The sequence below is a fragment of the Micromonospora siamensis genome (assembly GCF_900090305.1).
In the GTDB taxonomy this organism is placed as follows: Bacteria; Actinomycetota; Actinomycetes; order Mycobacteriales; family Micromonosporaceae; genus Micromonospora; species Micromonospora siamensis.
Map to the genome: position 1 here is coordinate 5,141,411 of NZ_LT607751.1, position 22,758 is coordinate 5,164,168.

Consider the following 22,758-nt stretch of genomic DNA (forward strand, 5'->3'; position numbering starts at 1 on the left):
GTGCTGCCCGGTGACGCGGCGGTGGCCAGGGTGGTCCGCGACGAGCGGGCCCGCATCCTGGCCACGCTGGTCCGCGTCACCGGCAGCCTGGACCTGGCCGAGGACGCCACCCAGGACGCCGTGGTCAGGGCGCTGGAGTCCTGGCCGCGCGACGGCGTACCGGACAACCCGCGCGCCTGGCTGCTGGTGGTGGCCCGGCGGCGGGCGGTGGACCTGATCCGCCGGGAGGCGAACCGGACGGTCAAGGAGGCGGCGGCGATGGCCCTGCTCGACCCGGAGCCCGAGCCGCCCGCCACGGTCCGCGACGACCTGCTGCGGCTGGTCTTCACCTGCTGCCACCCGGCGCTGTCCCTGGACGCGCAGGTGGCGTTGGCGCTGCGGACCCTGGCCGGGTTGAGCACCGCCGAGGCGGCCCGGGCCCTGCTGCTGCCCGAGGCGACCCTGGCCAAGCGGCTGACCCGGGCCAAGCAGAAGATCACCCGGGCGCGGATCCCCTACCGGGTGCCGGAGGCCGAAGAGCTGCCCGACCGGCTCACCGGTGTCGCCACCACCGTCTATCTGATCTTCAACGAGGGCTACGCGGCCGGCGCGGGCGACGACCTGGTCCGGGGGCCGCTGGCCGACGAGGCGCTGCGGCTGGCGAGGCTGCTCGCCGAGCTGATGCCGGACGAGCCGACCGTGCTCGGGCTGCTCGCCCTGCTGCTGCTCCAGGACTCCCGGCGGGCGGCCCGCACCGGTCCGGACGGCAGGCTGCTGCTCCTGCCCGAACAGGACCGGTCGCGCTGGGACCGGGCCGCGATCGTCGCCGGGGTGGAGCTGGTCGGGCGGGCGCTGCGCCGCACCCCCGACCATCCCGACCGGTACGTCGTGCAGGCCGCCATCGCCGCCTGCCACGCCCTCGCCCCGACGTACGACCGGACGCCGTGGGACGCGGTGGTCTCCTGGTACGACGTGCTGCTGACCGTGCACGACACCCCCGTGGTCCGGCTGAACCGGGCGGCGGCGGTGGCCGAGCGGGACGGGCCGGCGGCCGGGCTGGCGCTGGTCGACGCCCTGGCCGGGCTCACTGGCTATCCGTGGTGGCACGCCACCCGCGCCGAGCTGCTGCGCCGCCTGGAGCGGCCGGCGGACGCGGCGGACGCGTACGACCGGGCGCTGGCCCTGGAGCTGAGCGCACCGCAGGCCGCGCACCTGCGCCGCCGCCGGGCCGGACTGCCCGCGTAACCTGCTGGGGGTGCGTATCGACCTGGTCACCCTCGTGGTCGCCGACTACGACCCCGCGATCGACTTCTTCACCGAGGTGCTCGGCTTCGAACTGGTCGAGGACACCCCGTCGCTGACCAACGACGGCCGACCGAAGCGCTGGGTGGTGGTCCGCCCGCCGGGCGGCGGCACCGGCCTGTTGCTGGCCCGCGCCGACGGTGAGCGGCAGCAGGGCGCGGTGGGCGACCAGACCCACGGCCGGGTCGGCTTCTTCCTCCAGGTCGACGACTTCGACGCCACCTACGCGCGGATGGTCGAGGCGCGGGTCGAGTTCGTGAAGCCGCCGCGCACCGAGCCGTACGGCCGGGTGGCCGTCTTCCGGGACCTCGCCGGCAACCCGTGGGACCTGCTCGGCCCCGCCTGAACCCGCTCGCCCCTCAACCGGTAAGGACCCCTTGATGACCGACGTGATGTCACCGCAGCGGCAGATCGCCGAGGAGCTGCACGTGTCGCCGACCTTCGACGCGGCGCGGGAGATCGAGCGCCGGGTGGTGTTCCTCGCCGACCGGCTGGTCGACGCCGGGCTGCGGACGCTGGTGCTCGGCATCAGCGGCGGCGTGGACTCGACCACCGCAGGCCGGCTCTGCCAACTGGCGGTGGAACGTGCCCGGGAGGCCGGCCACCGGTGCGAGTTCGTCGCCATGCGGCTGCCGTACGGGGTGCAGGCCGACGAGCACCACGCCCAGACGGCGCTGGCGTTCATCCGCGCCGACCGGGTGCTCACCGTGGACGTCAAGCCGGCCAGCGATGCCGCCCTGGACGCGCTGGTCGCCGCCGGGCTGGCCTTCCGCGACGCCGCCCAGCAGGACTTCGTGCACGGCAACATCAAGGCCCGCCAGCGGATGATCGCCCAGTACGCGGTGGCCGGCGCGACGGCCGGGCTGGTGGTCGGCACCGACCACGCCGCCGAGGCGGTCACCGGCTTCTTCACCAAGCACGGCGACGGCGCGGCGGACGTCGTACCGCTGACCGGGCTGACCAAGCGGCGGGTGCGGGCCATGGCCGCCGCGCTGGGAGCCCCGGCCGAACTGGTCGGCAAGGCGCCCACCGCCGACCTGGAGAGCCTGGCCCCGGGCAAGCTCGACGAGGACGCGCTGGGGCTGACGTACGAACAGATCGACGACTACCTGGAGGGCCGGCCCGTGCCGGCGGAGGTGGAGGCGGCGCTGGTGGCCCGCTACCGGGCCACCGACCACAAGCGCCAGTTGCCCATCGCTCCCTGAGCGGCGGGCGGAGGGGCCCCTGGTCGGGACCCCTCCGGCCCGCTCAGGGCGTGAGGCGGTGCAGGTCGCGCGGGAACGCGGTCACCTCGCGGACGTTCGCCGCGCCGGTCAGCCGGGCGACGAAGCGTTCCAGGCCGATCGCGAAGCCGCCGTGCGGCGGCATCCCGTGCCGGAACGCGTCCAGGTAGCCGGCGTACGGCTCGACCGGCTCGCCGCGGGCGGCCAGCGCCGCCAGGTAGTCGGCGTGCCGGTGCAGCCGCTGCCCGCCGGTGACCAGCTCCACACCGCGGAAGAGCAGGTCGAACCCGTTCGAGTACGCCGGCCGCGCCGGGTCCGGGTGGGTGTAGAACGGCCGCTTCGCCATCGGGTACCCGGTGACGAAGAGGAACTCCGACCCGTGCTCGCGGCGGGCCCACTCCCCCAGCGCCCGCTCGTGCGCCGGCGCGAGGTCCGGCTCGTCGGCGGGCGCCCCGGCGATCTTCAGCGCCTCGGTGAAGTGCACGGCGGGGATCTCGGCGGGCACCTCGGGTGGCTCGATCCCGAGGGTGGTCAGGGCGTCGCCCGCCCGCTCTCCCACCGCGCCCAGCATCCCGACCAGGACGGCGCGCAACACGCGCATCACGTCCCGGTGGTCGGCCACGAAGCCCAGCTCCACGTCGAGCGAGGTGTACTGCGCCAGGTGCCGGGCGGTGTCGTGCGGCTCGGCCCGGAACACCGGGCCCACCTCGTACACGCGCTCGAAGACGCCCACCATGAGCTGCTTGTAGAACTGCGGCGACTGCGCCAGGTACGCCGGCCGGCCGAACCAGTCCAGCGCGAAGACGTTCGCGCCGCTCTCGGTGGACCAGGCGACCACCTTCGGGGTGTGGATCTCGATGTGGCCGCGGGCGTCCAGCGTGGCCCGGAACCCCGCCACCGCCGCCGCCGAGATCCGCAGCGCCGCCGACCGGGTCGGGTGCCGCAGCGCGGTCGGCGCGTGGTCGAGCTGGGTGGGCAGGCCGGCGGTGAGCACCGGCCGGTACAGGTCGAACGGCGGTGGGACGGCGGGGTCGCCGAGCGGACGTACCGTCGGGTCGGTCAGCTCGACCCCGGCGGGCGCGGTCTCGTTCGTGACCACCGTGCCGACCACCTCGACGACGGTCTCCTCGGTGAGCCGCGTGAGCGCCGCGCGGCCGTCCGGGTCGGTGACCACCACCTGGGTCAGGCCGGCGGCGTCCCGGACGATCAGGAAGGCCACCGACTTGAGCAGCCGGCGGCGGTGCACCCAGCCGGCGACCCGCACGGTCGCGCCGACATGGGAGCTGAGCTGGGAGGACAGGATGCGTTGCATGGTGGCTACCTCCTCGATCGATCGCAACGCGACCCCAGGCAGGTGTGGGCGAGCGGGAACCTCGCGGTGCCACCACACCTTCGCCCCCGGTCGCCCGGGGGCCTCGTTCGTCGCCTTTTCGCCGGGGCCAGCCGGGCGGGTTCTACTGGGCGACACGTCGCCGTTCTTCCCGCGGCTCGGGAGGGTCTTCGCGCCCCGGCGCCGGACCGCCTCCCAGCAACTCGGCGGCTCTCTGCACCGGCGGGTCGGGGCGGTACTCGTCTCCGTCGCAGCCGTGCCGGCACGCTAGCACCGCCGCCGCGCCGCTGTAACGGGGATTTCGGGGGTTGTGGTGGCCGGTGTCACAAGTTCTGTGGCGTGACGCCGGTCGCCCGACGTTCATCGACGGCCACCATCGGGCGTAGGCTCGGTTTGTGACGATCGAGCACTCAGCGCCGACGACGACTCCGCAGGCCACTCGTACCGCGACGGCCGCCCCCGAGGGGCGACGGCTGCTGCGGATCGAGGCCCGCAACGCCGAGACGCCGATCGAGCGCAAGCCGCCATGGATCAAGGTCAAGGCCAAGATGGGCCCGGAGTACACCCAGCTGCGCGGGTTGGTCTCGCGCGAAGGGCTGCACACCGTCTGCCAGGAGGCCGGTTGCCCCAACATCTACGAATGCTGGGAGGACCGGGAGGCCACCTTCCTCATCGGTGGCGACCAGTGCACCCGGCGCTGCGACTTCTGCCAGATCGACACCGGCAAGCCGGCCGAGTTCGACGCCGACGAGCCGCGCCGGGTCGCCGAGTCGGTGGTCTCGATGGGCCTGCGCTACGCCACCATCACCGGTGTCGCCCGTGACGACCTGCCCGACGGTGGCGCCTGGCTGTACGCCGAGACGGTCCGACAGATCCACGCCCTCCAGCCCGGCTGCGGCGTCGAACTGCTGATCCCCGACTTCAACGCGGTCCCCGAGCAGCTTGCCGAGGTGTTCGGCTCCCGCCCCGAGGTGCTCGCGCACAACGTCGAGACGGTGCCCCGGATCTTCAAGCGGATCCGGCCGGCGTTCCGCTACGAGCGGTCCCTGGACGTCATCCGGCAGGCCCGCGCCGACGGCCTGGTCACCAAGAGCAACCTGATCCTCGGCATGGGCGAGGAGCGGGCCGAGGTGTCCCAGGCGCTGCGCGACCTGCACTCCGCCGGCTGCGAGCTGATCACCATCACGCAGTACCTGCGCCCCTCCCCCCGGCACCACCCGGTGACCCGCTGGGTCAAGCCGGAGGAGTTCGTCGAGCTGCGCGAGGAGGCCGAGGAGATCGGCTTCGCCGGGGTGATGAGCGGCCCGCTGGTGCGCTCGTCGTACCGGGCCGGCCGGCTCTACCGGCAGGCCCTGGAGGCCCGCGAGCAGGTCGCCGCCACCCGCTGACCTCGTTTCACCCGTCACCCCGTGCCGCCCGCCGGCGCGGGGTGACGCGCTTTCCGCACTTGCCACGTTCAGGGCGTAACCGTCCGTACCGGGCGCGGCTACCCCAACCGTGGTCGGATTCCGGGTGGTGCTGGCGGCCGGCGTCGCGTACCGGCTCGCCCTGCTCCGGTACGGCATGCCGCCGACGAACAGCGACGAGGCGACGATGGGCCTCGCCGCGCTGCACGTCGCGCAGGGACGGGAGTTCCCGGTCTGGTTCTACGGCCAGGCGTACATGGGGACGCTGGAGGCGTACCCGGCCGCGCCGCTGTTCGGGCCCTCCACGCTGGCCCTGCGGCTGCCCACCGTCGCCCTGTACGCGCTCACCTGGCGGCTGACGCTGCGCCTCGGCGCCGGCCTCCGGTACGCGCTGCTGGTCGTCGGGCTGCTCGCGCTCGGTCCCGACCGGGTGCTGCGCAACCAGCTGATCGCAGGGGGCGACTATCCGGAGCTGAACCCGGCCGGGGCGGCGCTGGCCCTGCTCTCCCTGGACCTCTGCGTCGCCGGTCGGGGCGCCCGGCTGCCCCGCTGGGCCGGCTGGGGGCTGGTCGCCGGGCTGATGCTCCGGGTGGATCCGCTGCTCCTGCCGTACGTGCTCGCCCTGGGGGCGGTGCTGGTCGGCGGATCTACCTGCCCCGACGCTGAACCCGCTCCTCGGGCGTCCCGCCGTCAGCCGGCGGGTCAGGTGGCGCGTTGCCGGGGCACGGTGGCGGCCGGTTCCAGCAGGCCGAGCCGGTGGGCCAGCGCCGCGGCCTCCACCCGGTTGCTGACGTCCAGCTTCGCGATGATCCGGGAGACGTGCACGCTGGCGGTCTTCGGCGAGATGAACAACTGCTCGGCGATCCGGCTGTTGCTGTGCCCCTCGGCGACCAGCCGCAGCACCTCCCGCTCCCGGGAGGTGAGCAGGTCCGGCCCGGGGGTGCCCCCACCGCGCAGCCCGACCCGCCGGGCCAGGGTGGCGACCTGGTCGGCGAGGGGCGTGGCGCCCAGGTCGCGGGCCAGCGCCGCCGCCTCGCGTACCGCGTCGGGGACCAGGTCGCGAACACCAGCGGCGGCAGCCGCCTCGGCCAGCCCCAGCAGGGCCCGGCCCAACGGGTACGGCTGGCCGTCGGCCCGCCACGCGGCCACCGCGGCCCGCCACGCCGGCAGCGCGGTCGTCGCCGGGGCGAGCAGGGCGGCCACGGTGGCGGCGTGCGCCCGTTCGGCCGGGTACCGGGCCGGCAGCCCGGCGGCCAGCGCGCCGACGAAGGCGGCCAGCTCCGGTACGGCGTACCGGGCGGCGGTCCGGGCCGCCGCGGTGAGCACCGGCCAGCCCTCCCGGGGCTGCTCGGGCAGGCACTCGTCGGCCAGCGCCGCGTGCGCCGCGGCGACCGCCTCGGTCCGGTCGTCGCCGGCCAACGCCGCCTCGATCCGTAGCTCGTGCAGGGGCAGCCGGTGGTTGGCCCACAGGTACGGCCGGGCCAGGAAACCCAGCGCCCGGCCCACCACCTCCCCGGCGGCGGCGTCGCCCCGGGCCAGCCGCAGCCCGGCGCGCAGTTGCAGCCAGTGCAGGCCGGAGACGCCCGGCGGGTCGGTCCGCGCCGCCGCCGCGCAGGCCGCCTCCGCCTCGTCCCACCGGCCCAACGCGATCAGCGCCTCGGCCTGGTTGGAGAGCAGGTACGCCCCACCCGAGCGGCTGATCCCGACCCGGCGCGCCTCGGTCACCCCCTCGCCGGCGGCGTCCGCCGACTCGGCGTACCGGCCCAGCTCGAAGAGCACGTCGGAGAGGTACACCAGCGCGCTGACCAGCGCCGGCACGTTCCCGGCGGCCCGGGCCAGCGCCTCGGCCCGGCGCAGGTCGGCCAGGCCGCGGTCGGAGTCCCGACCGAGCCGGCAGAGCATCGCGATCCGGGTGGGCAGCAGCGTGACGTCCTCGCCGAGCGCCGCCGCCCCGGCCATCGCCTCGTCGGCCACCGTGGCAGCCTGCCCGGGATCCACCTTCGACAGGTGCGCGGCGAGGTCGGCGAGCAGCCGGAACCGCTGCGGACCGTCCGGCACCCCGGCCGCCAGCCGGTACGCCTCCCGCAGCTCCACCGCGCCGTCGCTCTTGCCGAGCAGGGCCAGCAGCCAGCCCCGCCAGTCCAGCAGCCGGGCGGCGCGCAGCGGCTCGGCGTCCCGGTCGACCTCGGCCAGCGCGGCCCGGGTGAGGGTGAGCGCCCGGCCGTAGTCCCCGGCCGTGGTGGCCGCGCCGAGCGTCTCCTCCAGCACCGCCAGGTGGTCCATGCCGAGCCGGTCGGCGGCGTCGGGCACCTGCTCCCACAGCTCCAGCACCCGCTCCAGCAGCCGGCTCTGCTCCGCGTACGCGTACCGGTCGGCCGCCGCGACCGCCGCCGCACGGGCGCTGACCAGGGCCCGCGGGTGGTCGTGCGCGGCGTTCCAGTGGTGGGCGATCTCGGCCGGGGCCCGGCCGGCCGGCACCAGGTGCGGCTGCGCCTCGATCGCGGCGGCGTACCGGGCGTGCAGCCGGGCGTGCTCGCCGGGGAGCAGCTCGTCGTGCACGGCCTCCCGGACCAGGGCGTGCCGGAACTCGTAGTCCCCGTCCGGGTCGGCGACCACCAGCTGCGCGGCGACGGCGGCGCGCAACGCGTCCTCCAGCTCCGCCTCGGGCAGGCCGGCGACCTCGGCGAGGAGCTGGTGGGCGAAGCGGCTGCCCCCGGCGGCGGCGATCCGCAGCACCCGCTGCGCCGGCTCGGGGAGCCGGTCGACCCGGGCCAGCAGCAGGTCGCGCAGGGTGTCCGGCAGGGTGGCGCAGCCGACCGGGGAACCGGCGGCGGCCAGCTCCTCGATGAAGAACGGGTTGCCCTGGGTGCGGTCGTGCACGTCGTCGACGGCCCGGGCGGCCGGCTCGGCGCCGAGCAGGTCGGCCAGGACGGCGGCGGTGCCGTCCCGGTCCAGCCGGCCCAGCTCGACCCGCTCGACGCCCCGGACCCGGTCCAGCTCGGCGAGGAAGGGCCGCAGCGGGTGCCCCCGGTACAGCTCGTCGGTGCGGTAGGTGCAGACCAGCAGCAGCCGGCCCGGCCGGGCGGCGCGGACCAGGAAGCCGATCAGGTCGCGGGTGGACCGGTCGGCCCAGTGCAGGTCCTCGATCACCAGCACCAGCGGGCGGGCCTCGGCGAGCCGGTGGAACAGGCCGGCGACCAGGTCGAACAGGTATCCGCGGGGCGCGTCGGAGTCGGCCGGGCCGCCGGGCGCGGCGGCGGCGACCGGCCCCCGGGCCAGCTCGGGCAGGAGGCGGGCGAACTCCGGCTCGTACCCGTCGAGGACGCCCGGGCCGTCCTGGCGCAGCACCTCGCGCAGCGCGGCGGCGAACGGGGCGAAGGGCAGGCCGGCCTCGCCCAGCTCCAGGCAGTGGCCGACCAGCAGCCGGGCGCCGCCGGCGACGGCCAGCAGCCCGAACTCGTCGAGCAGCCGGGTCTTGCCGACGCCGGCCTCGCCGCCGACCAGGACGGTGGTCGGCTCCCCGGCGCGGGCCCGGCCCAGCGCGTCGCGCAGGACGCGCAGCTCGCGTTGGCGGCCGACGAGGAGGGTGCTGGCGGCGCGTGCGGTCACGGCACCGAGCATGCCACGCCCCCGGACTGCGCCGACCCGGCCGACCGGCCGGTCCCGGACCGGCCCGTCGGTGTCGGCCACCGGCCCGGCCGCCCCCGTGGCGGCCGGGCCGGTGACGACCGGGCCGGTGACGACCGGGCCGGTGACGACCGGGCCGGTGACGACCGGGCTGGTCACGACCGGGCTGGTCCGCGGCGCGGCCGGAGCCTCCGCCGCCGCCGAGGGGTCGGCCCGGCCGGCGGTGGCGGATGCCGCTGGCGCGGTCACCGGCGGGCGTCGGTGGCGCGGGCCGCGTGCTGCCGCCGGCCGAGCCAGCCGCGCGGGTGGCGGCGGGGCAGCGCCCGGGCCAGCCGGTCGGTGGCCGCGTCGGCCTGGAGCTCGCTGGCGTGGGTACGGTGGATGGTGAGCATGAAGTCCGCGTCGTTGCCGAACATCGGCCTCTCCTGTCGTGCGGTGTGCCGTTTCGCTGTCGACACCTACGTTCCGCGCGAAGGTGCCCCGGGGGCATGGGTGCGCCGCCTCATCTTGGCCCGCCGACCCTCCTTACTCGGGGGTCTGCGGAGGGCCGCGGCGACGTAAGGTACTCAGCCGGCCGGGAGAGCCGGCCGCGGATCAACGCCGGGCGGGGCGACCACTAGACTCTGCGGCATGGCAAAGCCCCAGGAGAAGGTCTCGTTCGGCCAGCGGCTGAAGCAGATCGGGATGGTGTTCCGGTTCACCGCCAAGCAGGACAGGTGGTTCGCCCCGCTGACCGCCGCGGCGGTGCTGCTCCCGCTCGCGCTCACCGTGGTCGCGGTGATCCTGTGGGGCTGGCTCTGGCTGCCGATCGGCATCCTGATCACCCTGCTCGCCGTGCTGATCGTGCTGAACCTGCGGTCCAACAAGGCGATGATGAACGCCGCCGAGGGCCAGCCGGGCGCGGCGGCGCAGATCATGGAGAGCATGCGCGGCGACTGGCGGGTCACCCCGGCGGTCAGCTCCACCACCCAGATGGACATGATCCACCTGGTGCTGGGCCGCCCCGGCGTCATCCTGCTGGCCGAGGGGAACCCGCAGCGGGTGCGCGGCCTGCTCGGGCAGGAGAAGCGGCGGCTGGCCAAGGTCATCGGCAGCGCGCCGCTGCACGACTACATCATCGGCCAGGGCGAGGGTGAGCTGCCCATCCGCAAGCTGCGGATGACCCTGATGCGGCTGCCCCGCACGCTGGCCCCGAAGGACGTCAACGCCCTCGACAAGCGGCTCAAGGCGCTCACCGCCCGCCCGCAGATGCCCAAGGGCGCGATCCCGAAGAACATGCGGCCCCCGGGCGGCGCGTTCCGCCAGTCGCGGGGCCGCTGACCCCGACCGACGTACGCGAGGAGCCGGGCCCGTCCGACGACGGGCCCGGCTTCTTTCCGTCTCCGGGTAAACCCGGCCGCGCCGGCCGTCGTCTCTTACCGGTGATGAGCACCCACGACGAAGCGGACTCGTTCGACGAGTTCGTCCGTAGCCGCTCCACCGCCCTGCTGCGGTCGGCGTACCTGCTGACCACCGACCGGCACGCCGCGGAGGACCTGCTCCAGGACGTCCTGGAGCGGCTGTACGCGAAGTGGCGGCGGGCCCGCTCGGCGCCGGACACGTACGCCCGGAAGATCCTCGTCAACCGCGCCATCGACCGCTGGCGGTTCCGTGGCCGCCGGCCCGAGGCGCCCCTGGACGAGCGGACGGGGGCACCGGCGCTGGACCACGCCGACCACGTGGTGGTGCGGCAGACCGTGCTGGCGGCGCTGCGCACCCTGCCGGCCCGGCAGCGGGCGGCAGTGGTGCTGCGCTACCTCGACGACCTCTCCGAGGCCGCCGACGTGCGCTTCGGCGGCGACCCGACCCGCACGGTGGTCCACATCCAGCCGCTGGCCTCGACCGACCCGAGGTTCGGACCGGTCATCACCGTGTACGGCGACGAGGTGGACCGGACGGCGCCACTCCCGGTCGCGGTACGGCTACCCGTCGGGCGGGGCTGGCTGGTGGCCCGCAAGGACGCCGCACTCAGCTACCTGGACCACGACGGCCGCTGGCACGCCGCCGGGCGCAACGCCGCCCTGCTTCCGCCGACGGCCACCCGCGTCCGCGTCGACGCCACGGAGGTCGCCCTGCCCTGACGCCCCCGGCTGCGCCGCTCGACGGCGCCGGGCGCCCGGCGCCCGGCGCCTCCAAGATCGTGCTCGATTCGGGAAGTAGTGGCATCCCCGCGACGTCGAGGCCCCTACATCCTGGATCGAGCACGATCTTGCCGACCCAGCCCGAAACGGGGTGCGCGGTGGTCAGGAGCGGACGCGGGCGGGGCGGGGAGCGTCGGTGATGACCGAGCCGGTGAGGCGGTCGTGCAGGCCGCGGCGGTGCTCGTCCATGATCAGGGCGGGGATCACCAGCGCCAGCAGGACACCGCGCAGCAGGGCCCGGATCACCCCGATCCGGCCGCCGTCGGCCCAGGCGACGCAGCGGACCCTGGTGATGTACATGCCGGGGGTCTGGGCGAACAGGCCGAGGAAGAAGCCGTACTCCAGGACCAGCACCAGCACCGGGGCCCAGCCGTCGCGGACCGGGTCGGCGAAGAAGTTCGACACCAGCAGGCAGAGCACCCAGTCGATGATCAGCGCGCCGAAGCGGCGGCCGAGGGTGGGCGGGGTGAACCCGGGGTCCCGGGCGGGCGGTACGGGGTGCGGCGTGGTCACAGCAGCCAAGGGTAGCCAGCCGCCCGGCGGGGCGTACGGACGGTCACGGTGGGTGGCCGACGCGCCCTGCGGGCAAACGGACCAATGATGTTGAACTGCGACAGTCTGCCCCGCCGGGTATCGTGCGAACGGACATCCCTGGGCGACTGAGCGGCGCGGATGACGCTGCGCGAGCGACGTAACACGGCAGAAACACAGGAGACATGGCCGGGCAACCCTGCGGTCATACCGTCGCCAGGAGCCCAGCCACCCCGTGGACGTGCCAGGAGGACGTGTGTTCGCCAATCCCGAGGAACTCCTGCGATACCTCAAGAACGAGGACGTGAAGTTCGTCGACGTACGTTTCTGTGACCTGCCCGGCGTGATGCAGCACTTCAACCTGCCGGTGGAGTCCTTCGACGACAGCGTCTTCAGCGACGGTCTCGCCTTCGACGGGTCGTCGATCCGCGGCTTCCAGTCGATCCACGAGTCGGACATGCTCCTGCTCCCGGACGTCGCGAGCGCCTTCATCGACCCGTTCCGCGCGCAGAAGACCCTCGCGCTGAACTTCTTCGTCCACGACCCGTTCACCCGCGAGGCGTACTCCCGGGACCCGCGCAACGTGGCGAAGAAGGCCGAGGCCTACCTGGCCGCCAGCGGTATCGCCGACACGGCGTACTTCGGCGCCGAGGCCGAGTTCTACATCTTCGACTCGATCCGCCACGAGACGTCGGCGCACCAGTCGTTCTACTACATCGACTCGATCGAGGGCGCCTGGAACACGGGCCGCGAGGAGCCGGGCGGCAACCGCGGCTACAAGACCGCGTACAAGGGCGGCTACTTCCCGGTGCCGCCGGTGGACCACTACGCCGACCTGCGCGACAGCATGGTCCGCCGCCTGGTCGACGCCGGCTTCACCGTGGAGCGCTCGCACCACGAGGTCGGCACCGCCGGGCAGTCGGAGATCAACTACAAGTTCTCCACCCTGCTGCACTCGGCCGACCAGCTCCAGCTCTTCAAGTACCTGATCAAGAACGAGGCGTGGGCCGCCGGCAAGACCGCCACGTTCATGCCGAAGCCCCTCTTCGGTGACAACGGCTCGGGCATGCACACCCACCAGAGCCTGTGGCTGAACGGCGAGCCGCTGTTCTACGACGAGACCGGCTACGCCGGCCTGTCGGACACCGCCCGCTGGTACATCGGCGGCCTGCTGCACCACGCCCCGTCGCTGCTGGCCTTCACCAACCCGACGGTCAACTCGTACCGCCGGCTGGTGCCGGGCTTCGAGGCGCCGGTCAACCTGGTCTACTCGCAGCGCAACCGCTCCGCCTGCACCCGCATCCCGGTGACCGGCAGCAACCCGAAGGCCAAGCGGGTCGAGTTCCGGGTGCCGGACCCGTCCAGCAACCCGTACCTCGCCTTCTCGGCGATGATGATGGCCGGCCTGGACGGCATCAAGAACAAGACCGAGCCGCCGGCGCCGATCGACAAGGACCTGTACGACCTGCCGCCGGAGGAGTGGGGCGACGTCAAGCAGGTGCCGGGCTCGCTGCCGGCCGTCCTGGACGCCCTCGAGGCCGACCACGACTACCTGCTCGACGGTGGCGTCTTCACGCCGGACCTGATCTCCACCTGGATCGGCTGGAAGCGGGCCAACGAGGTCGACCCGGTGCGCCTGCGCCCGACCCCGCACGAGTTCGCGATGTACTTCGACTGCTGAGGCAGCCGCTCCACCAGCACCGGCCGGGCCGGCTCCGCACCTCGCGGGGCCGGCCCGGCCGTCTGTGCAGCACCCCCCGCCATACCTTCGCGTCCGATATATTGCGCGGGTGGACACACCACTACGCGAACCGACGTACCTGATCCTCACCGCGCTGGCCGGCGAACCGCTGCACGGCTACGGCCTGATCGGCGAGGTCGCCGCCCTCTCCGACGGCCGGGTGTCGCTGCGCCCCGGCACCCTCTACGGCGCGCTCGACCGGCTGGTCGACGCCGCCCTGGTCGAGGTGGACCGGGAGGAGGTGGTGGACGGCCGGCTGCGCCGCTACTACCGGCTCTCCCCCGGCGGCCACGACCTGCTCGCCGCCGAGACCGAGCGGATGCGCCGCAACGTCGAGGCGGCCACCGCCCGGCTGCGCCGCCGCTCCCCCGCCCCGAAGCCGGGCACGCCACGGCTGGCGGGAGGGCTGGCATGACCGAGCTGGAACGCCGCTACCTGCGGCTGCTCTGGGCGTACCCGGCCGAGTACCGGCGGGCCCGCGGCGCGGAGATCGTCGGCACGTACCTCGACCTGGCCGACCCTGGCCGGCGCCGGCCCTCGCTCGCGGACGCCGCCGACCTCGTCCGCGGCGGGCTGCGCGAGCGGCTGCGGGCCGCGGGCGTCACCGACCTCCTTCCCGGGGTACGCCTCGCCGCGGCGCTCGCCTTCCTCGCCGCCACGGCCCTCGCCGGTTTCTGGGCCGTCCCGGAGCTGCACCCGCCGGCTTCCGAGTTCGGTCTGCAGCCCGTCGGACCGTTCGCCAGTCTCGGCATGGCGGCCTGGGCGGCGTGGCTGCTCGCCGCCGTCGGCTACGCCCTCACCCCACCCCGGTGGGCCCGTCCGCTGCTCTGGCTGGCCGTCGCGGTGACCGCCCTGATCCTGCCCGTCTCGGCGGCGACCGGCCTGTCGCGGCCACCGCTGTTCGTGCTGGCGCCGCAGCTGGCCCTGGGCGTGGTCGCCCTCGGCCTGCCGCCCCGGGCACCCGCCCCGGCCCGGCTCATCCCGCTGGCCACGGCGGTCGGGGCGGTCGCGTTCGCCGCCCTGCCGGTTCCCTACGTGCTGCTCGTCGGCTACCGCGACGTCTGGACGTTCGACATCCCGGTCGCTGTGGGGGTCGTGCTGCTGCTGGTCGCCACCGCCGTCGCGATCCGGCCGGGCCGGCGGTGGGACTTCCGGGGCGGGTGGGCGCTGCTGATCCTGTCCACTCCGATCGGCCTGCTCGTGGTCCATGAGTTGGCCCGGTCGGTCGAGCGGAATCCGACCTGGACGACGCTGGCCGCCACCGCCACGGCGGTGGGCCTGCTCGGCCCGGCTCTGCTGGCGGCGGCGCTGACCTTCCGCCTGCACATGTCGCCCCGCCGGGCGACGCACAGCTGCCCCGACTGCGGCGCGGCGCACTGACCCGGTGGCCGCCCCGATCCGGCCAGGCGGGGCGGCCACCGGGCACCGGGCACCGGGCACCGGGCACCGGGCACCGGGCACCGGGCACCGGGCGAACCATAAGGTGCACGCCGCTACGGACTTGAGAGCACAGGTGAATCAGAGCGGGAGCCCGCCAGCCGGCCGCCACCCATGCCCGGCTCCGGGGAAAGGTGGTGCCGGCGCGTCGCCCCGCGCGAACGCTCCCGACGCCGCTCAGACACCCGGTGCGGCGGGGACGGCACCGCGATCCAGCCACGCTCTCAAGTCCGTAGCGGCGAAACCCGGCCCTGCCCGACCGCCCCCGACATAGCGGAACCGGGCCCTGGACCCGCCCCCTGACGTAGCCGAACCCGGCCCTGCCGGACCGGCTCCCTCACGTCGCGGAACCCGACCCGGTCACCTCGGCCCGGGGCGCGACGGAGCACCGGGACGCACAGCACTGCGCCGCCTCAGCGCCACCCGAACCCCGGCCACCGCGAGCACCACCACCAGCAGCGTCATCGCCACCGCCCCCGGCGCCTTGGTGAACCGGGCCAGGCTGGTGCCGTCGGGCAGGGTGAGCACCGAGGCCACCGCGCACGGCAGCACGAACCAGCGGGTCCGGGCCGCCGGCACCGTCGCCGCGAGCAGGAAGAGCGGCCAGGTCGCGTACCAGGGGTGGAAGACCGGGGCGAGCAGCACCGTGGCGGCCAGGGCGAGGCCCGCGCCGAGCAGCGCCACCCGGGGCCGGGCCGCCGCCAGCCGGCGCACGCGCTGGCGTACGTCGTTGAGCCGGCGCAACGACCGCCAGGCCCACCACCAGAGCGCCACCAGCGCCACCGCCAGCAGCACCAGCGCCACCGCCCGGGCCACCGGCACGGCGTCCCGCCCCGCGCCGGCCCACACCCGCAGGTAGTCGACCACGAACCCGACCGCGGTCGGCGGCGACGTCCACTGCCGGGAGTCACCGCTGCGGGCCAGCCCGGCCAGCCAGCCCAGGCCTAGCCCGGACAGCAGCGACGTGGCGGCCAGCGTGCCGAGCACCCCGACGGCCAGCAGCCCACCGTCGCGCAGCAGGGCGCGCACGGTGTAGCGCCCGGCGACGGCGAGCAGCGCCGCGAACGGCAGCACCACCACGGCGGTCGCCTTCACCCCCACGGCCAGGCCGAAGAGCACCCCGGCGAGGAGCAGGGCCCGGGGGCGGCCGGGCAGCCGGACCAGCACCAGCAGGCCGAGCAGGAGCAGCCCGAGCAGCACCGCGTCGTTGTGCGCCCCGGCCACCAGGTGCACCCCGACCAGCGGGCAGGCCAACGCCAGCCAGGCCGCCCGCCGGGTGGGCACCCCGGCGGCCCCGGCCAGCCCCGGCAGGCAGAGCGCGGCCAGCAGCACCCCGGCCACCGCGCACAGCCGCAGCAGCACGATCGCGCCGGTCAGCCCGCCGCCGAGGGTCACCGCCAGCGCGGCGAGCAGCAGGAACGCCGGCCCGTACGGCGCCGGGGTGTCCCGCCAGATCGGCGCCACCGTCTCCACCCACGGGCAGCCCGCAGCCGCCACGCCCGTGGTGTACGGGTCGTGTCCGGCCGCGTACGACCAGCCCTGGCAGGCGTACGAGTAGACGTCGCGGCTGCCGGTCGGGGGCGCGGCGAGCAGGGGCAGCGACCACAGCCCGGCGGTCAGGTACACCCACCGGGTCGACGGGGCACCGGCGCGCAGCGCCCACCAGGCGCCGACCAGCAGCCCGGTGCCGGCCAGCCAACAGGCCAGCACCAGCGGGCCCCGGCCGGAACGCCACAGGTCGGCGAGACCACCGTCGGCGTCGCCCGGCAGCGCCCCGCCGCGCCAGCCCGCCGCGGTCAGCAGCACCGCCCCGGCCAATCCACCCCAGCGGGCCACCCCCGCCCGGGCCGCCGGAACGGCCGGGCCGGACGGGTCGGGGGCGGCGGCGGTGTGCGGCACCGGCGGCCCCTCCTCGCTCGGCGGGACCCGGCGGCCAGGCCGGGCCCGGCGGCTAGGCGGGGCGGCCGGCGGCGGGCTCCGTTGGTGTCGGGTCGGGCCGGCGGTCCGCCCGAGCCGACCGTACCAATCGGACGACCACCCAGATCAGCAAAGCCGTCATCAGCGGCGCACCGGGCATCTTGGTGTAGCGGGCCAGCCCGGTGCCGTCCGGCAGGATCAGGAACGACGCGACCAGCGCGACCACCAGGTACCACCGCTGCCGGACCGGGGCGGTGGCGGCGAGCACGGTCAGCGGCCAGACCCAGTACCAGGGGTGCACCACCGGCGAGAGCACCACGGTCAGCACCAGCGCGATCCCGGCCTGGTGGAGCGGGTCGGGCCGGCGCAGCGCCCGGAACCAGAGCAGCACCAGCAGCACCGCGAGCAGCACCACGGCGATGCCCCGGGTCACCGGCAGCGCGTCGATGTGCGCGCCGAAGAGCCGGGCCACCATGCCGACGGTCTGGCCCACGGCGGTCGGCGGTGAGGTCCAGGCGATGGCCACCCCACCCTCGGAGAGCCCGCCGACCCAGCCGAAGTCCAGCCCGGCCGCGTACGTCACCCCGACCACGGTCCCGACCGCGCCGACCACCACCGGCCAGCCGTCCCGGATCAGCGACCGGAGGGTCACCGGCCCGGCGACCGCCGCCAGGGCGGCGAACGGCACCACCACCACTGCGGTCATCTTGATCGCGCAGGCCAGCCCGAGCAGCACACCCCCGCCGAGCAGCGCCCAGCGCCGGCCCGGCCGGCTCGCCACCACGGCCAGCCCGGCGACCAGCACGCCCACCATCAGGCCGTCGTTGTGCGGGCCACCGACCACGTGCATGACGACCAGCGGGCAGGCCAGCGCCAGCCAGAGCGCCCGCTGCGGGGGCACGCCGCAGCGCCGGGCCAGCACCGGCAGGGCGTACGCGGTCAGCACCACCCCGGCCAGGGCCATCACCCGGAACAGCACGATCGCCGCGGTCAGCGACCCGGTCGCCTTCACCACCGCCCCGGCGATCACCACGAAGAGCGGCCCGTACGGCGCCGGGGTGTCCCGCCAGATGTAGGAGATGGTGTCCAGCCACGGGCAGGGCAGCGCGGAGACACCCTGCTCGTACGGGCTGATCCCGGCGCCGTAGCTGGCCCCCTGGCAGGCGTACGCGTAGACGTCGCGGCTGCCGAACGGTGCGGCGAGCAGCATCGGCAGCAGCCAGAGCCCGATGGTGAGCAGCGCCCAGCGGGTGGACGGCACGGCGTCGCGCAGCCGCCACCAGGCCCAGGCCAGCAGGGCGGTGCCGACCAGCCAGAGCACGATCACCAGCGGGCCGTTCGGGCCCTGCCAGATCTTCACCGGGTTGGTGCGCAGCGGCGAGTCGCGCAGCGCCCCGCCCAGCCAGGCGGCCAGGGCGAGCAGCAACGATCCGGCGAGACCCGTCCAGCGGGTCAGGCGCGGTTGGTCCACGGTCAGCATCTCCCGTTCGGCCGCAGGGAACTCGACACCCGGTAGTCGCCCGGGGCGGCGGCCCGGAGCGTGGTGAAGCCGTCCGCGCCGGGGGCGAGGCAGCCGTCGGGGCCGGTGAGGGTGAGCCAGCGGTTCCAGCGGATCCGCACCGGCACGTCGCCGGGGCTCGGCACGGTGAGCCGGACCGTGGACCGGTCGGCGGCGACCAGCCGGCCCGGGGCGCCGACCAGCGGCGTCGGGTCGGTCACCGCGTACAGCCGCCAGGTGTCGTCGCGCCACACCTCGCGCAGGTACGGCTGGCCGGCCTCGACCAGGTCCGCCTCGGCCCGACCGTACCGGTCGGGCACGCTGTCGGGGGCGATCGCCACGTAGCCGACCGCCTCGCGGCGCAGCCACCGTTCGTAGCGGTCGGCGGTCAGCTCGCCTTCGTAGAAGAGCGCGTTGCGGTCGGTGTCGACCTGCCGTTCCCAGCCCCGGGCCAGCGGCACGGTCGGCGGCAGGTACGCCGACTCCCAGTGGTCGCGCAGCGGCACCACCTCGACCCGGCCGGCCGGCTGCCGGCGGGCCAGCTCGTCGGCGAGCGGGCGGTAGAACCCGGCGTCGGCCTCGGCGGAACCGGCCCGGCCCAGGTCGTTGGTCATCACCGGGTTCTGCCACCAGACCATTGCCGCGAGCAGGGCGGCCAGCCAGGCCGAGGGCAGCGCGGCGAACGCGGCGACGACCGGCACGGCGAACAGCAGCGACAGCCGGATCGCGTTGGAACCGATCGGGCTGGGCAGGTAGAACGCGGCGACCACCAGCAGGGCGGTGAGCGCCGCACCGATCCGCAGCGCCCACCGGCGCCGGGGCAGCACGAAGAACACCAGCGCGGCGAGTGCCACGTTGAGCCGCATCGACTCCGGGGCGTACGGCTGGGTGCCGCCGTTGCCGAAGAGCACCGCCATCGGGGCCAGCGCCACGGCCGGGGCGAGGCAGAGGACCAGACTCTCGGCGGCCGGGCGGTCCAGCCGCCAGCCGCCGAGCAGCGGCCGGCCGGGTCCGGGGCCACGGCGCAGGCCGGCCAGGAGCAGCGCCGCGCCGGCCAGCCCGGTGAACAGCCCGGCGACCGGGCTGGCCCAGGTGGCCAGGGCGGCGAGCAGCGCGGCGAGGACCAGCCGGGCCGGGCGCGGCGGGCGGGACGCCGACACGGCGCAGAGGGCGGCCAGCCCGAACGCCAGACCGACGGCGAAGGTGACCCGACCGCTGACCAGGTTGCCGACCAGCACCACCGCGCCGAGCACCCCGCCGGTGAGCGGCCGGCGGGCCCGGTGGACGGCCAGCAGCCAGCCGAACGCCGCGGCGCCGGCCACGGCGGCGGTCATCCCCAACGGGCGTACGCCGACCAGGGCGCCGAGCGCGCCGGTGAAGAGGCTGTAGCCGAACTGGTTCACCCCGCCGTACCAGCCCAGGTCGATCGGGGTGGCGCCGTACCGGTCGGCGAAGTCGGCGCGGGCCACCTGGGCGGCCAGGTCGGTGCCCATCGGACCGGCGAGCAGGAACGCGACGCCGAGCAGCACGGCGACCGCCGCGGACACCCCGGCGGCGACGGCCGGGGCGGCGGGTGGGCGCTCAGGCATCCAGCACCCGCTCCATCGCGGTGCGGGAACGCCGGGCGGTGCGCAGGTACTCGTCGAGGAACTCTCCCGGGTCGTCCCGGCCGAGCAGCCGGGCCACCCCGGCCAGCTCGACACCGTGCCGGGGCAGCTGGTCGCCGGCCCGGCCGCGGACCAGCATCAGCGCGTTGCGGGCCTGCGCCGCGAGGGTCCAGCCCGCGGCCATCGCCGCGGCGTCGTCCGCGTCGACCAGGCCGGCGTCGCGGGCGGCGTCCAGCCCGTCGAGGGTACGCGTCCCGCGCAGCGCCGGCTGGTCGCCTGCGTGCCGGAGCTGGAGCAGCTGCACCGCCCACTCGACGTCGGACAGGCCGCCCCGGCCCAGCTTGGTGTGGGTGGCCGGGTCGGCGCCCCGGGGCAGCCGTTCGGTCTCCACCCGGGCCTTGATCCGGCGGATCTCCACGACCTGCTCGCGGGTCAGCCCGTCGGCGGGCCAGCGGACCGGGGCGACCATCTCCTCGAACCGGTCGCCCAGGTCGGCGTCGCCGCAGACGAACCGGGCGCGCAGCAGCGCCTGCGCCTCCCACACCTTCGACCAGCGGGCGTAGTACTGCTGGTAGGCGGCGAGGCTGCGGACCAGCGGTCCCTGCCGGCCCTCGGGACGCAGGTCGGCGTCCACGCCGAGCGCCGGGTCCGGGGCGGGCATGCCGAGCAGGCGCCGCAGCTCCTCGGCGATCGCGTGCGCGGCGGCGCTGGCCTGGCTGTCGTTGCCGTCGGGCGGCGGGTCGTAGACGAAGAGCACGTCGGCGTCGGAGAGGTAGTTGGACTCGTACCCGCCGAGCCGGCCCATCCCGATGATCGCGAACCGCAGTCCGGGCAGCTCCGGGTGGGCGGTCCGGGCGATGCGCAGCGCGGCGGTGAGGGTGGCGTCGGTGACGGCGGCCAGGGCGGTGCCGACGGTGGTGACGTCGGCCAGCGGGGCGGCCGTCGAGCCGCGTTCGGGGCGGGGGGCCAGGCCACCGGCGCGGCTGAGCAGGTCGGCGCAGGAGAGCCGGACCAGTTCCCGGCGGCGCAGCGCGCGGACCGCCCGGGTGGCCTGCACGGGGTCGGTGTGCCGGGCGGCGGCCGCGGTGAAGCCGTCGCAGAGCACCGCCGGGCCGCGCGGGGTCAGCTCGCTGTCGTCGGCGAGCAGCCGCAGCGCCTCCGGCTCGCGGGCCAGCAGGTCGGCCGCGTACCGGGAGGAGGAGAGGACCCGGGCCAGCCGGCGGGCCACCGGGCCCTCGTCGCGCAGCAGCCGCAGGTACCAGGGGGTGCTGCCGAGGGAGTCGGAGACCTGCCGGTAGTTCAGCAGGCCACGGTCGGGTTCGGGGGCGTCGGCGAACTCCGACAGCAGCACCGGCAGCAGGGTGCGCTGGATGGCGGCGGTGCGGCTGACCCCGCCGGTGAGGGCCTGGAGGTGGCGCAGCGCCCCGGCGGGGTCGGCGAAGCCGAGGGTCTTGAGCCGGTTGCGGGCCGCCTCGGGGGTGAGGCGCAGCCCGTCGGCGGGGACCCGGGCCACCGACTCCAGCAGGGGTCGGTAGAGCAGCTTGGCGTGCAGCCGGCGTACCTCGCTGGCGTGGGTGACCCACTCGGCGCGGAACTCCTCGACGGCGCTGCGGCCCGGCGCGGCCTGGTAGCCGAGCGCGGCGGCCAGCCAGCGCAGCGCGGCCGGCTCGGTCGGCACGGTGTGGGTGCGGCGCAGGCCCTGGAGTTGCAGCCGGTGCTCGACGGCGCGCAGGAAACGGTAGCCGCGCAGCAGCGCCTCGCCGTCGGCGCGGCCGACGTAGCCGCCGGCGACCAGGGCGCGCAGCGCGGGGATGGTGCCCGGCACCCGCAGCGACTCGTCGCCGCGACCGTGTACCAGTTGCAGCAGCTGGACCGCGAACTCGATGTCGCGCAGGCCGCCGGAGCCGCGCTTGATCTCGCGGTCCAGCTCCTTGGCCGGGATGTTCTCGATGATCTTGCGGCGCATCGACCGGACGTCCTGGACCGCCTCCGGGCGCTCGGCGGCGGTCCAGACCAGCGGGGCCAGCGAGGTGATCCACTCGCCGGCCAGCGCCAGGTCACCGGCGGCCGGGCGGGCCTTGAGCAGGGCCTGGAACTCCCAGGTGCGGGCCCAGCGGCGGTAGTACGCCAGGTGGCTGGCCAGGGTGCGGACCAGCGGACCCCGGTTGCCCTCCGGGCGCAGCGCGGCGTCGACCGGCCAGGCGACCAGCCCGCAGACCCCGATCAGCCGGGCGGCGACCGTGGTGGCGACGGCCAGGTCGGCGTCGTCGGCCGCCACGAAGATCACGTCGACGTCGGAGACGTAGTTCAGCTCGTCGCCGCCGCACTTGCCCATCGCCACCACGGCCAGCGCCGGCTCGGGCGTACCGTCGGGCAGCTCCGCCACCGCGATCCGGTACGCCGCGGCGAGGGTGGCGTCGGCCAGCGCGGAGAGCGCCGCCATGGTCTGTTCGAGTCCCCGCCCACCGGTCAGGTCGGCCGCGGCGATCCGCAGCAGCGCCAGCCGGTACGCCTGCCGCAGCACCGCCACCGGTTGCGTCGACGCGGTCAGCCGGCCGGCCAGGTCCAGGTCCAGCCGCCCGTCGGCGGTGGGGGCCAACCCGTCGGCGGCGGTGTTCAGCACCGGCCACTGTTCCGGGTTCGCGACCAGGTGGTCACCGAGGGCCGACGAGGCGCCCAGCACGGCGACCAGCCGGCGGCGCAGCCCCGGGTCGTCGTGCAGCGCGTCCAGCACCGTCGACCCGCCGGTGTCCCGGCGTTCGGCCTCCACCAGCCGGTGCAGCTGGCGCAGCGCCAGGTCCGGGTCGGCGGCCCGGGAGAGCGCGGCGAGCAGCTCGGCGGCCCGCTCACCGGCGGGCTCCTGCTCCTGCGCGCGCCACAGCGCCAGGCCGTCCGGGCCGAGCAGGTCGGCGGCGCGGACCCCACCGTCGCCCTCGGCGAAGCCGTACCGGGCGAGACGTCCCCTGGCCGGTCTGGTCAT

At 75.6% G+C, this 22,758-nt stretch carries 17 protein-coding genes and 1 pseudogene; 10 read left to right on the top strand and 8 right to left on the bottom strand.

What is annotated here, in order from left to right; genetic code table 11:
• From GA0074704_RS23330 to nadE, 3 genes are read left to right on the top strand one after another with little or no spacing between them, the layout of a single operon-like run.
• On the top strand, positions 1 to 1,224 hold the full coding sequence (locus GA0074704_RS23330; RefSeq protein ID WP_088973916.1) for an RNA polymerase sigma factor: 1,224 nt from the start codon (positions 1 to 3) through the stop codon (positions 1,222 to 1,224).
• A 10-nt stretch (positions 1,225 to 1,234) separates the two neighbouring features.
• A complete protein-coding gene (locus GA0074704_RS23335) occupies positions 1,235 to 1,627 on the top strand; it encodes a VOC family protein (RefSeq protein WP_088972476.1) in 393 nt (130 codons plus the stop codon).
• A gap of 34 nt (positions 1,628 to 1,661) precedes the next feature.
• Positions 1,662 to 2,486 carry an ammonia-dependent NAD(+) synthetase gene (nadE, locus tag GA0074704_RS23340; RefSeq protein WP_088972477.1) on the top strand — a complete coding sequence of 275 codons (825 nt, stop codon included), beginning with the start codon at positions 1,662 to 1,664 and terminating at the stop codon, positions 2,484 to 2,486.
• 43 nt (positions 2,487 to 2,529) lie between these two features.
• Here the strand turns inward: nadE and aspS are convergent, their stop codons facing one another.
• Positions 2,530 to 3,816, bottom strand: coding sequence for an aspartate--tRNA(Asn) ligase (gene aspS / locus GA0074704_RS23345; RefSeq protein WP_088972478.1), 1,287 nt, complete (start codon positions 3,814 to 3,816; stop codon positions 2,530 to 2,532).
• Between the two features lie 413 nt (positions 3,817 to 4,229).
• On the opposite strand from aspS, the gene lipA reads away from it, so the two are divergent.
• Positions 4,230 to 5,222 carry a lipoyl synthase gene (gene lipA / locus GA0074704_RS23350; RefSeq protein WP_088972479.1) on the top strand — a complete coding sequence of 331 codons (993 nt, stop codon included), beginning with the start codon at positions 4,230 to 4,232 and terminating at the stop codon, positions 5,220 to 5,222.
• Positions 5,223 to 5,331: 109 nt separating this feature from the next.
• Positions 5,332 to 5,869: pseudogene (locus GA0074704_RS23355) on the top strand (DUF423 domain-containing protein); the annotation flags it as partial.
• Positions 5,870 to 5,942: 73 nt separating this feature from the next.
• Here GA0074704_RS23355 and GA0074704_RS23360 read toward each other — a convergent pair.
• Both GA0074704_RS23360 and GA0074704_RS29100 read right to left on the bottom strand, forming a co-directional pair.
• Positions 5,943 to 9,116, bottom strand: coding sequence for a helix-turn-helix transcriptional regulator (locus GA0074704_RS23360; RefSeq protein ID WP_231926659.1), 3,174 nt, complete (start codon positions 9,114 to 9,116; stop codon positions 5,943 to 5,945).
• On the bottom strand, positions 9,113 to 9,283 hold the full coding sequence (locus tag GA0074704_RS29100; RefSeq protein ID WP_172880738.1) for a hypothetical protein: 171 nt from the start codon (positions 9,281 to 9,283) through the stop codon (positions 9,113 to 9,115). The genes GA0074704_RS23360 and GA0074704_RS29100 overlap by 4 nt, the downstream gene beginning before the upstream one ends.
• A 214-nt stretch (positions 9,284 to 9,497) precedes the next feature.
• Here GA0074704_RS29100 and GA0074704_RS23365 point away from each other — a divergent pair, with 214 nt between their 5' ends.
• On the top strand, positions 9,498 to 10,187 hold the full coding sequence (locus GA0074704_RS23365) for a DUF4191 domain-containing protein (protein WP_088972480.1): 690 nt from the start codon (positions 9,498 to 9,500) through the stop codon (positions 10,185 to 10,187).
• 104 nt (positions 10,188 to 10,291) lie between these two features.
• Positions 10,292 to 10,987, top strand: a complete 696-nt coding sequence (locus GA0074704_RS23370) for a SigE family RNA polymerase sigma factor (RefSeq protein ID WP_088972481.1) — start codon at positions 10,292 to 10,294, stop codon at positions 10,985 to 10,987.
• Positions 10,988 to 11,149: 162 nt separating this feature from the next.
• On the opposite strand, the gene GA0074704_RS23375 is transcribed toward GA0074704_RS23370, so the two are convergent.
• Positions 11,150 to 11,560, bottom strand: coding sequence for an RDD family protein (locus tag GA0074704_RS23375; RefSeq protein WP_088972482.1), 411 nt, complete (start codon positions 11,558 to 11,560; stop codon positions 11,150 to 11,152).
• 274 nt (positions 11,561 to 11,834) lie between these two features.
• Here GA0074704_RS23375 and glnA point away from each other — a divergent pair, with 274 nt between their 5' ends.
• The 3 genes from glnA to GA0074704_RS23390 all read left to right on the top strand — a co-directional run bounded on the left by glnA (position 11,835) and on the right by GA0074704_RS23390 (position 14,699).
• A complete protein-coding gene (gene glnA, locus GA0074704_RS23380; protein WP_088972483.1) occupies positions 11,835 to 13,259 on the top strand; it encodes a type I glutamate--ammonia ligase in 1,425 nt (474 codons plus the stop codon).
• A gap of 109 nt (positions 13,260 to 13,368) precedes the next feature.
• Positions 13,369 to 13,734, top strand: a complete 366-nt coding sequence (locus GA0074704_RS23385; RefSeq protein WP_088972484.1) for a PadR family transcriptional regulator — start codon at positions 13,369 to 13,371, stop codon at positions 13,732 to 13,734.
• On the top strand, positions 13,731 to 14,699 hold the full coding sequence (locus GA0074704_RS23390) for a hypothetical protein (protein WP_088972485.1): 969 nt from the start codon (positions 13,731 to 13,733) through the stop codon (positions 14,697 to 14,699). Before GA0074704_RS23385 ends, GA0074704_RS23390 begins: the two co-directional genes overlap by 4 nt.
• Before the next feature lie 417 nt (positions 14,700 to 15,116).
• Here the strand turns inward: GA0074704_RS23390 and mptB (GA0074704_RS23395) are convergent, their stop codons facing one another.
• Genes mptB (GA0074704_RS23395) through GA0074704_RS23410 form a run of 4 tightly spaced genes read right to left on the bottom strand, consistent with a single transcriptional unit; the run spans position 15,117 to position 22,758 of the window.
• Positions 15,117 to 16,655 (bottom strand): polyprenol phosphomannose-dependent alpha 1,6 mannosyltransferase MptB, encoded by a 1,539-nt coding sequence (gene mptB, locus GA0074704_RS23395; protein ID WP_088972486.1) that lies wholly within the window; start codon positions 16,653 to 16,655, stop codon positions 15,117 to 15,119.
• Positions 16,656 to 16,707: 52 nt separating this feature from the next.
• Positions 16,708 to 18,153 carry a polyprenol phosphomannose-dependent alpha 1,6 mannosyltransferase MptB gene (gene mptB / locus GA0074704_RS23400; RefSeq protein ID WP_088972487.1) on the bottom strand — a complete coding sequence of 482 codons (1,446 nt, stop codon included), beginning with the start codon at positions 18,151 to 18,153 and terminating at the stop codon, positions 16,708 to 16,710.
• Positions 18,147 to 19,760 (bottom strand): hypothetical protein, encoded by a 1,614-nt coding sequence (locus GA0074704_RS23405; protein WP_172880741.1) that lies wholly within the window; start codon positions 19,758 to 19,760, stop codon positions 18,147 to 18,149. The genes mptB (GA0074704_RS23400) and GA0074704_RS23405 overlap by 7 nt, the downstream gene beginning before the upstream one ends.
• Complete coding sequence (locus GA0074704_RS23410; RefSeq protein WP_088972488.1) at positions 19,753 to 22,758, bottom strand: bifunctional [glutamine synthetase] adenylyltransferase/[glutamine synthetase]-adenylyl-L-tyrosine phosphorylase; 3,006 nt, start codon at positions 22,756 to 22,758, stop codon at positions 19,753 to 19,755. The genes GA0074704_RS23405 and GA0074704_RS23410 overlap by 8 nt, the downstream gene beginning before the upstream one ends.

Coding starts and splice junctions, on each gene's coding strand:
- nadE (WP_088972477.1), top strand. CDS start 1,662: ATGACCGACGTGATGTCACCGCAGCGGCAGATCGCCGAGGAGCTGCAC.
- aspS (WP_088972478.1), bottom strand. CDS start 3,816: ATGCAACGCATCCTGTCCTCCCAGCTCAGCTCCCATGTCGGCGCGACC.
- GA0074704_RS29100 (WP_172880738.1), bottom strand. CDS start 9,283: ATGTTCGGCAACGACGCGGACTTCATGCTCACCATCCACCGTACCCAC.
- GA0074704_RS23365 (WP_088972480.1), top strand. CDS start 9,498: ATGGCAAAGCCCCAGGAGAAGGTCTCGTTCGGCCAGCGGCTGAAGCAG.
- GA0074704_RS23370 (WP_088972481.1), top strand. CDS start 10,292: ATGAGCACCCACGACGAAGCGGACTCGTTCGACGAGTTCGTCCGTAGC.
- GA0074704_RS23390 (WP_088972485.1), top strand. CDS start 13,731: ATGACCGAGCTGGAACGCCGCTACCTGCGGCTGCTCTGGGCGTACCCG.
- mptB (WP_088972487.1), bottom strand. CDS start 18,153: ATGCTGACCGTGGACCAACCGCGCCTGACCCGCTGGACGGGTCTCGCC.
- GA0074704_RS23405 (WP_172880741.1), bottom strand. CDS start 19,760: ATGCCTGAGCGCCCACCCGCCGCCCCGGCCGTCGCCGCCGGGGTGTCC.
- GA0074704_RS23410 (WP_088972488.1), bottom strand. CDS start 22,758: ATGACCAGACCGGCCAGGGGACGTCTCGCCCGGTACGGCTTCGCCGAG.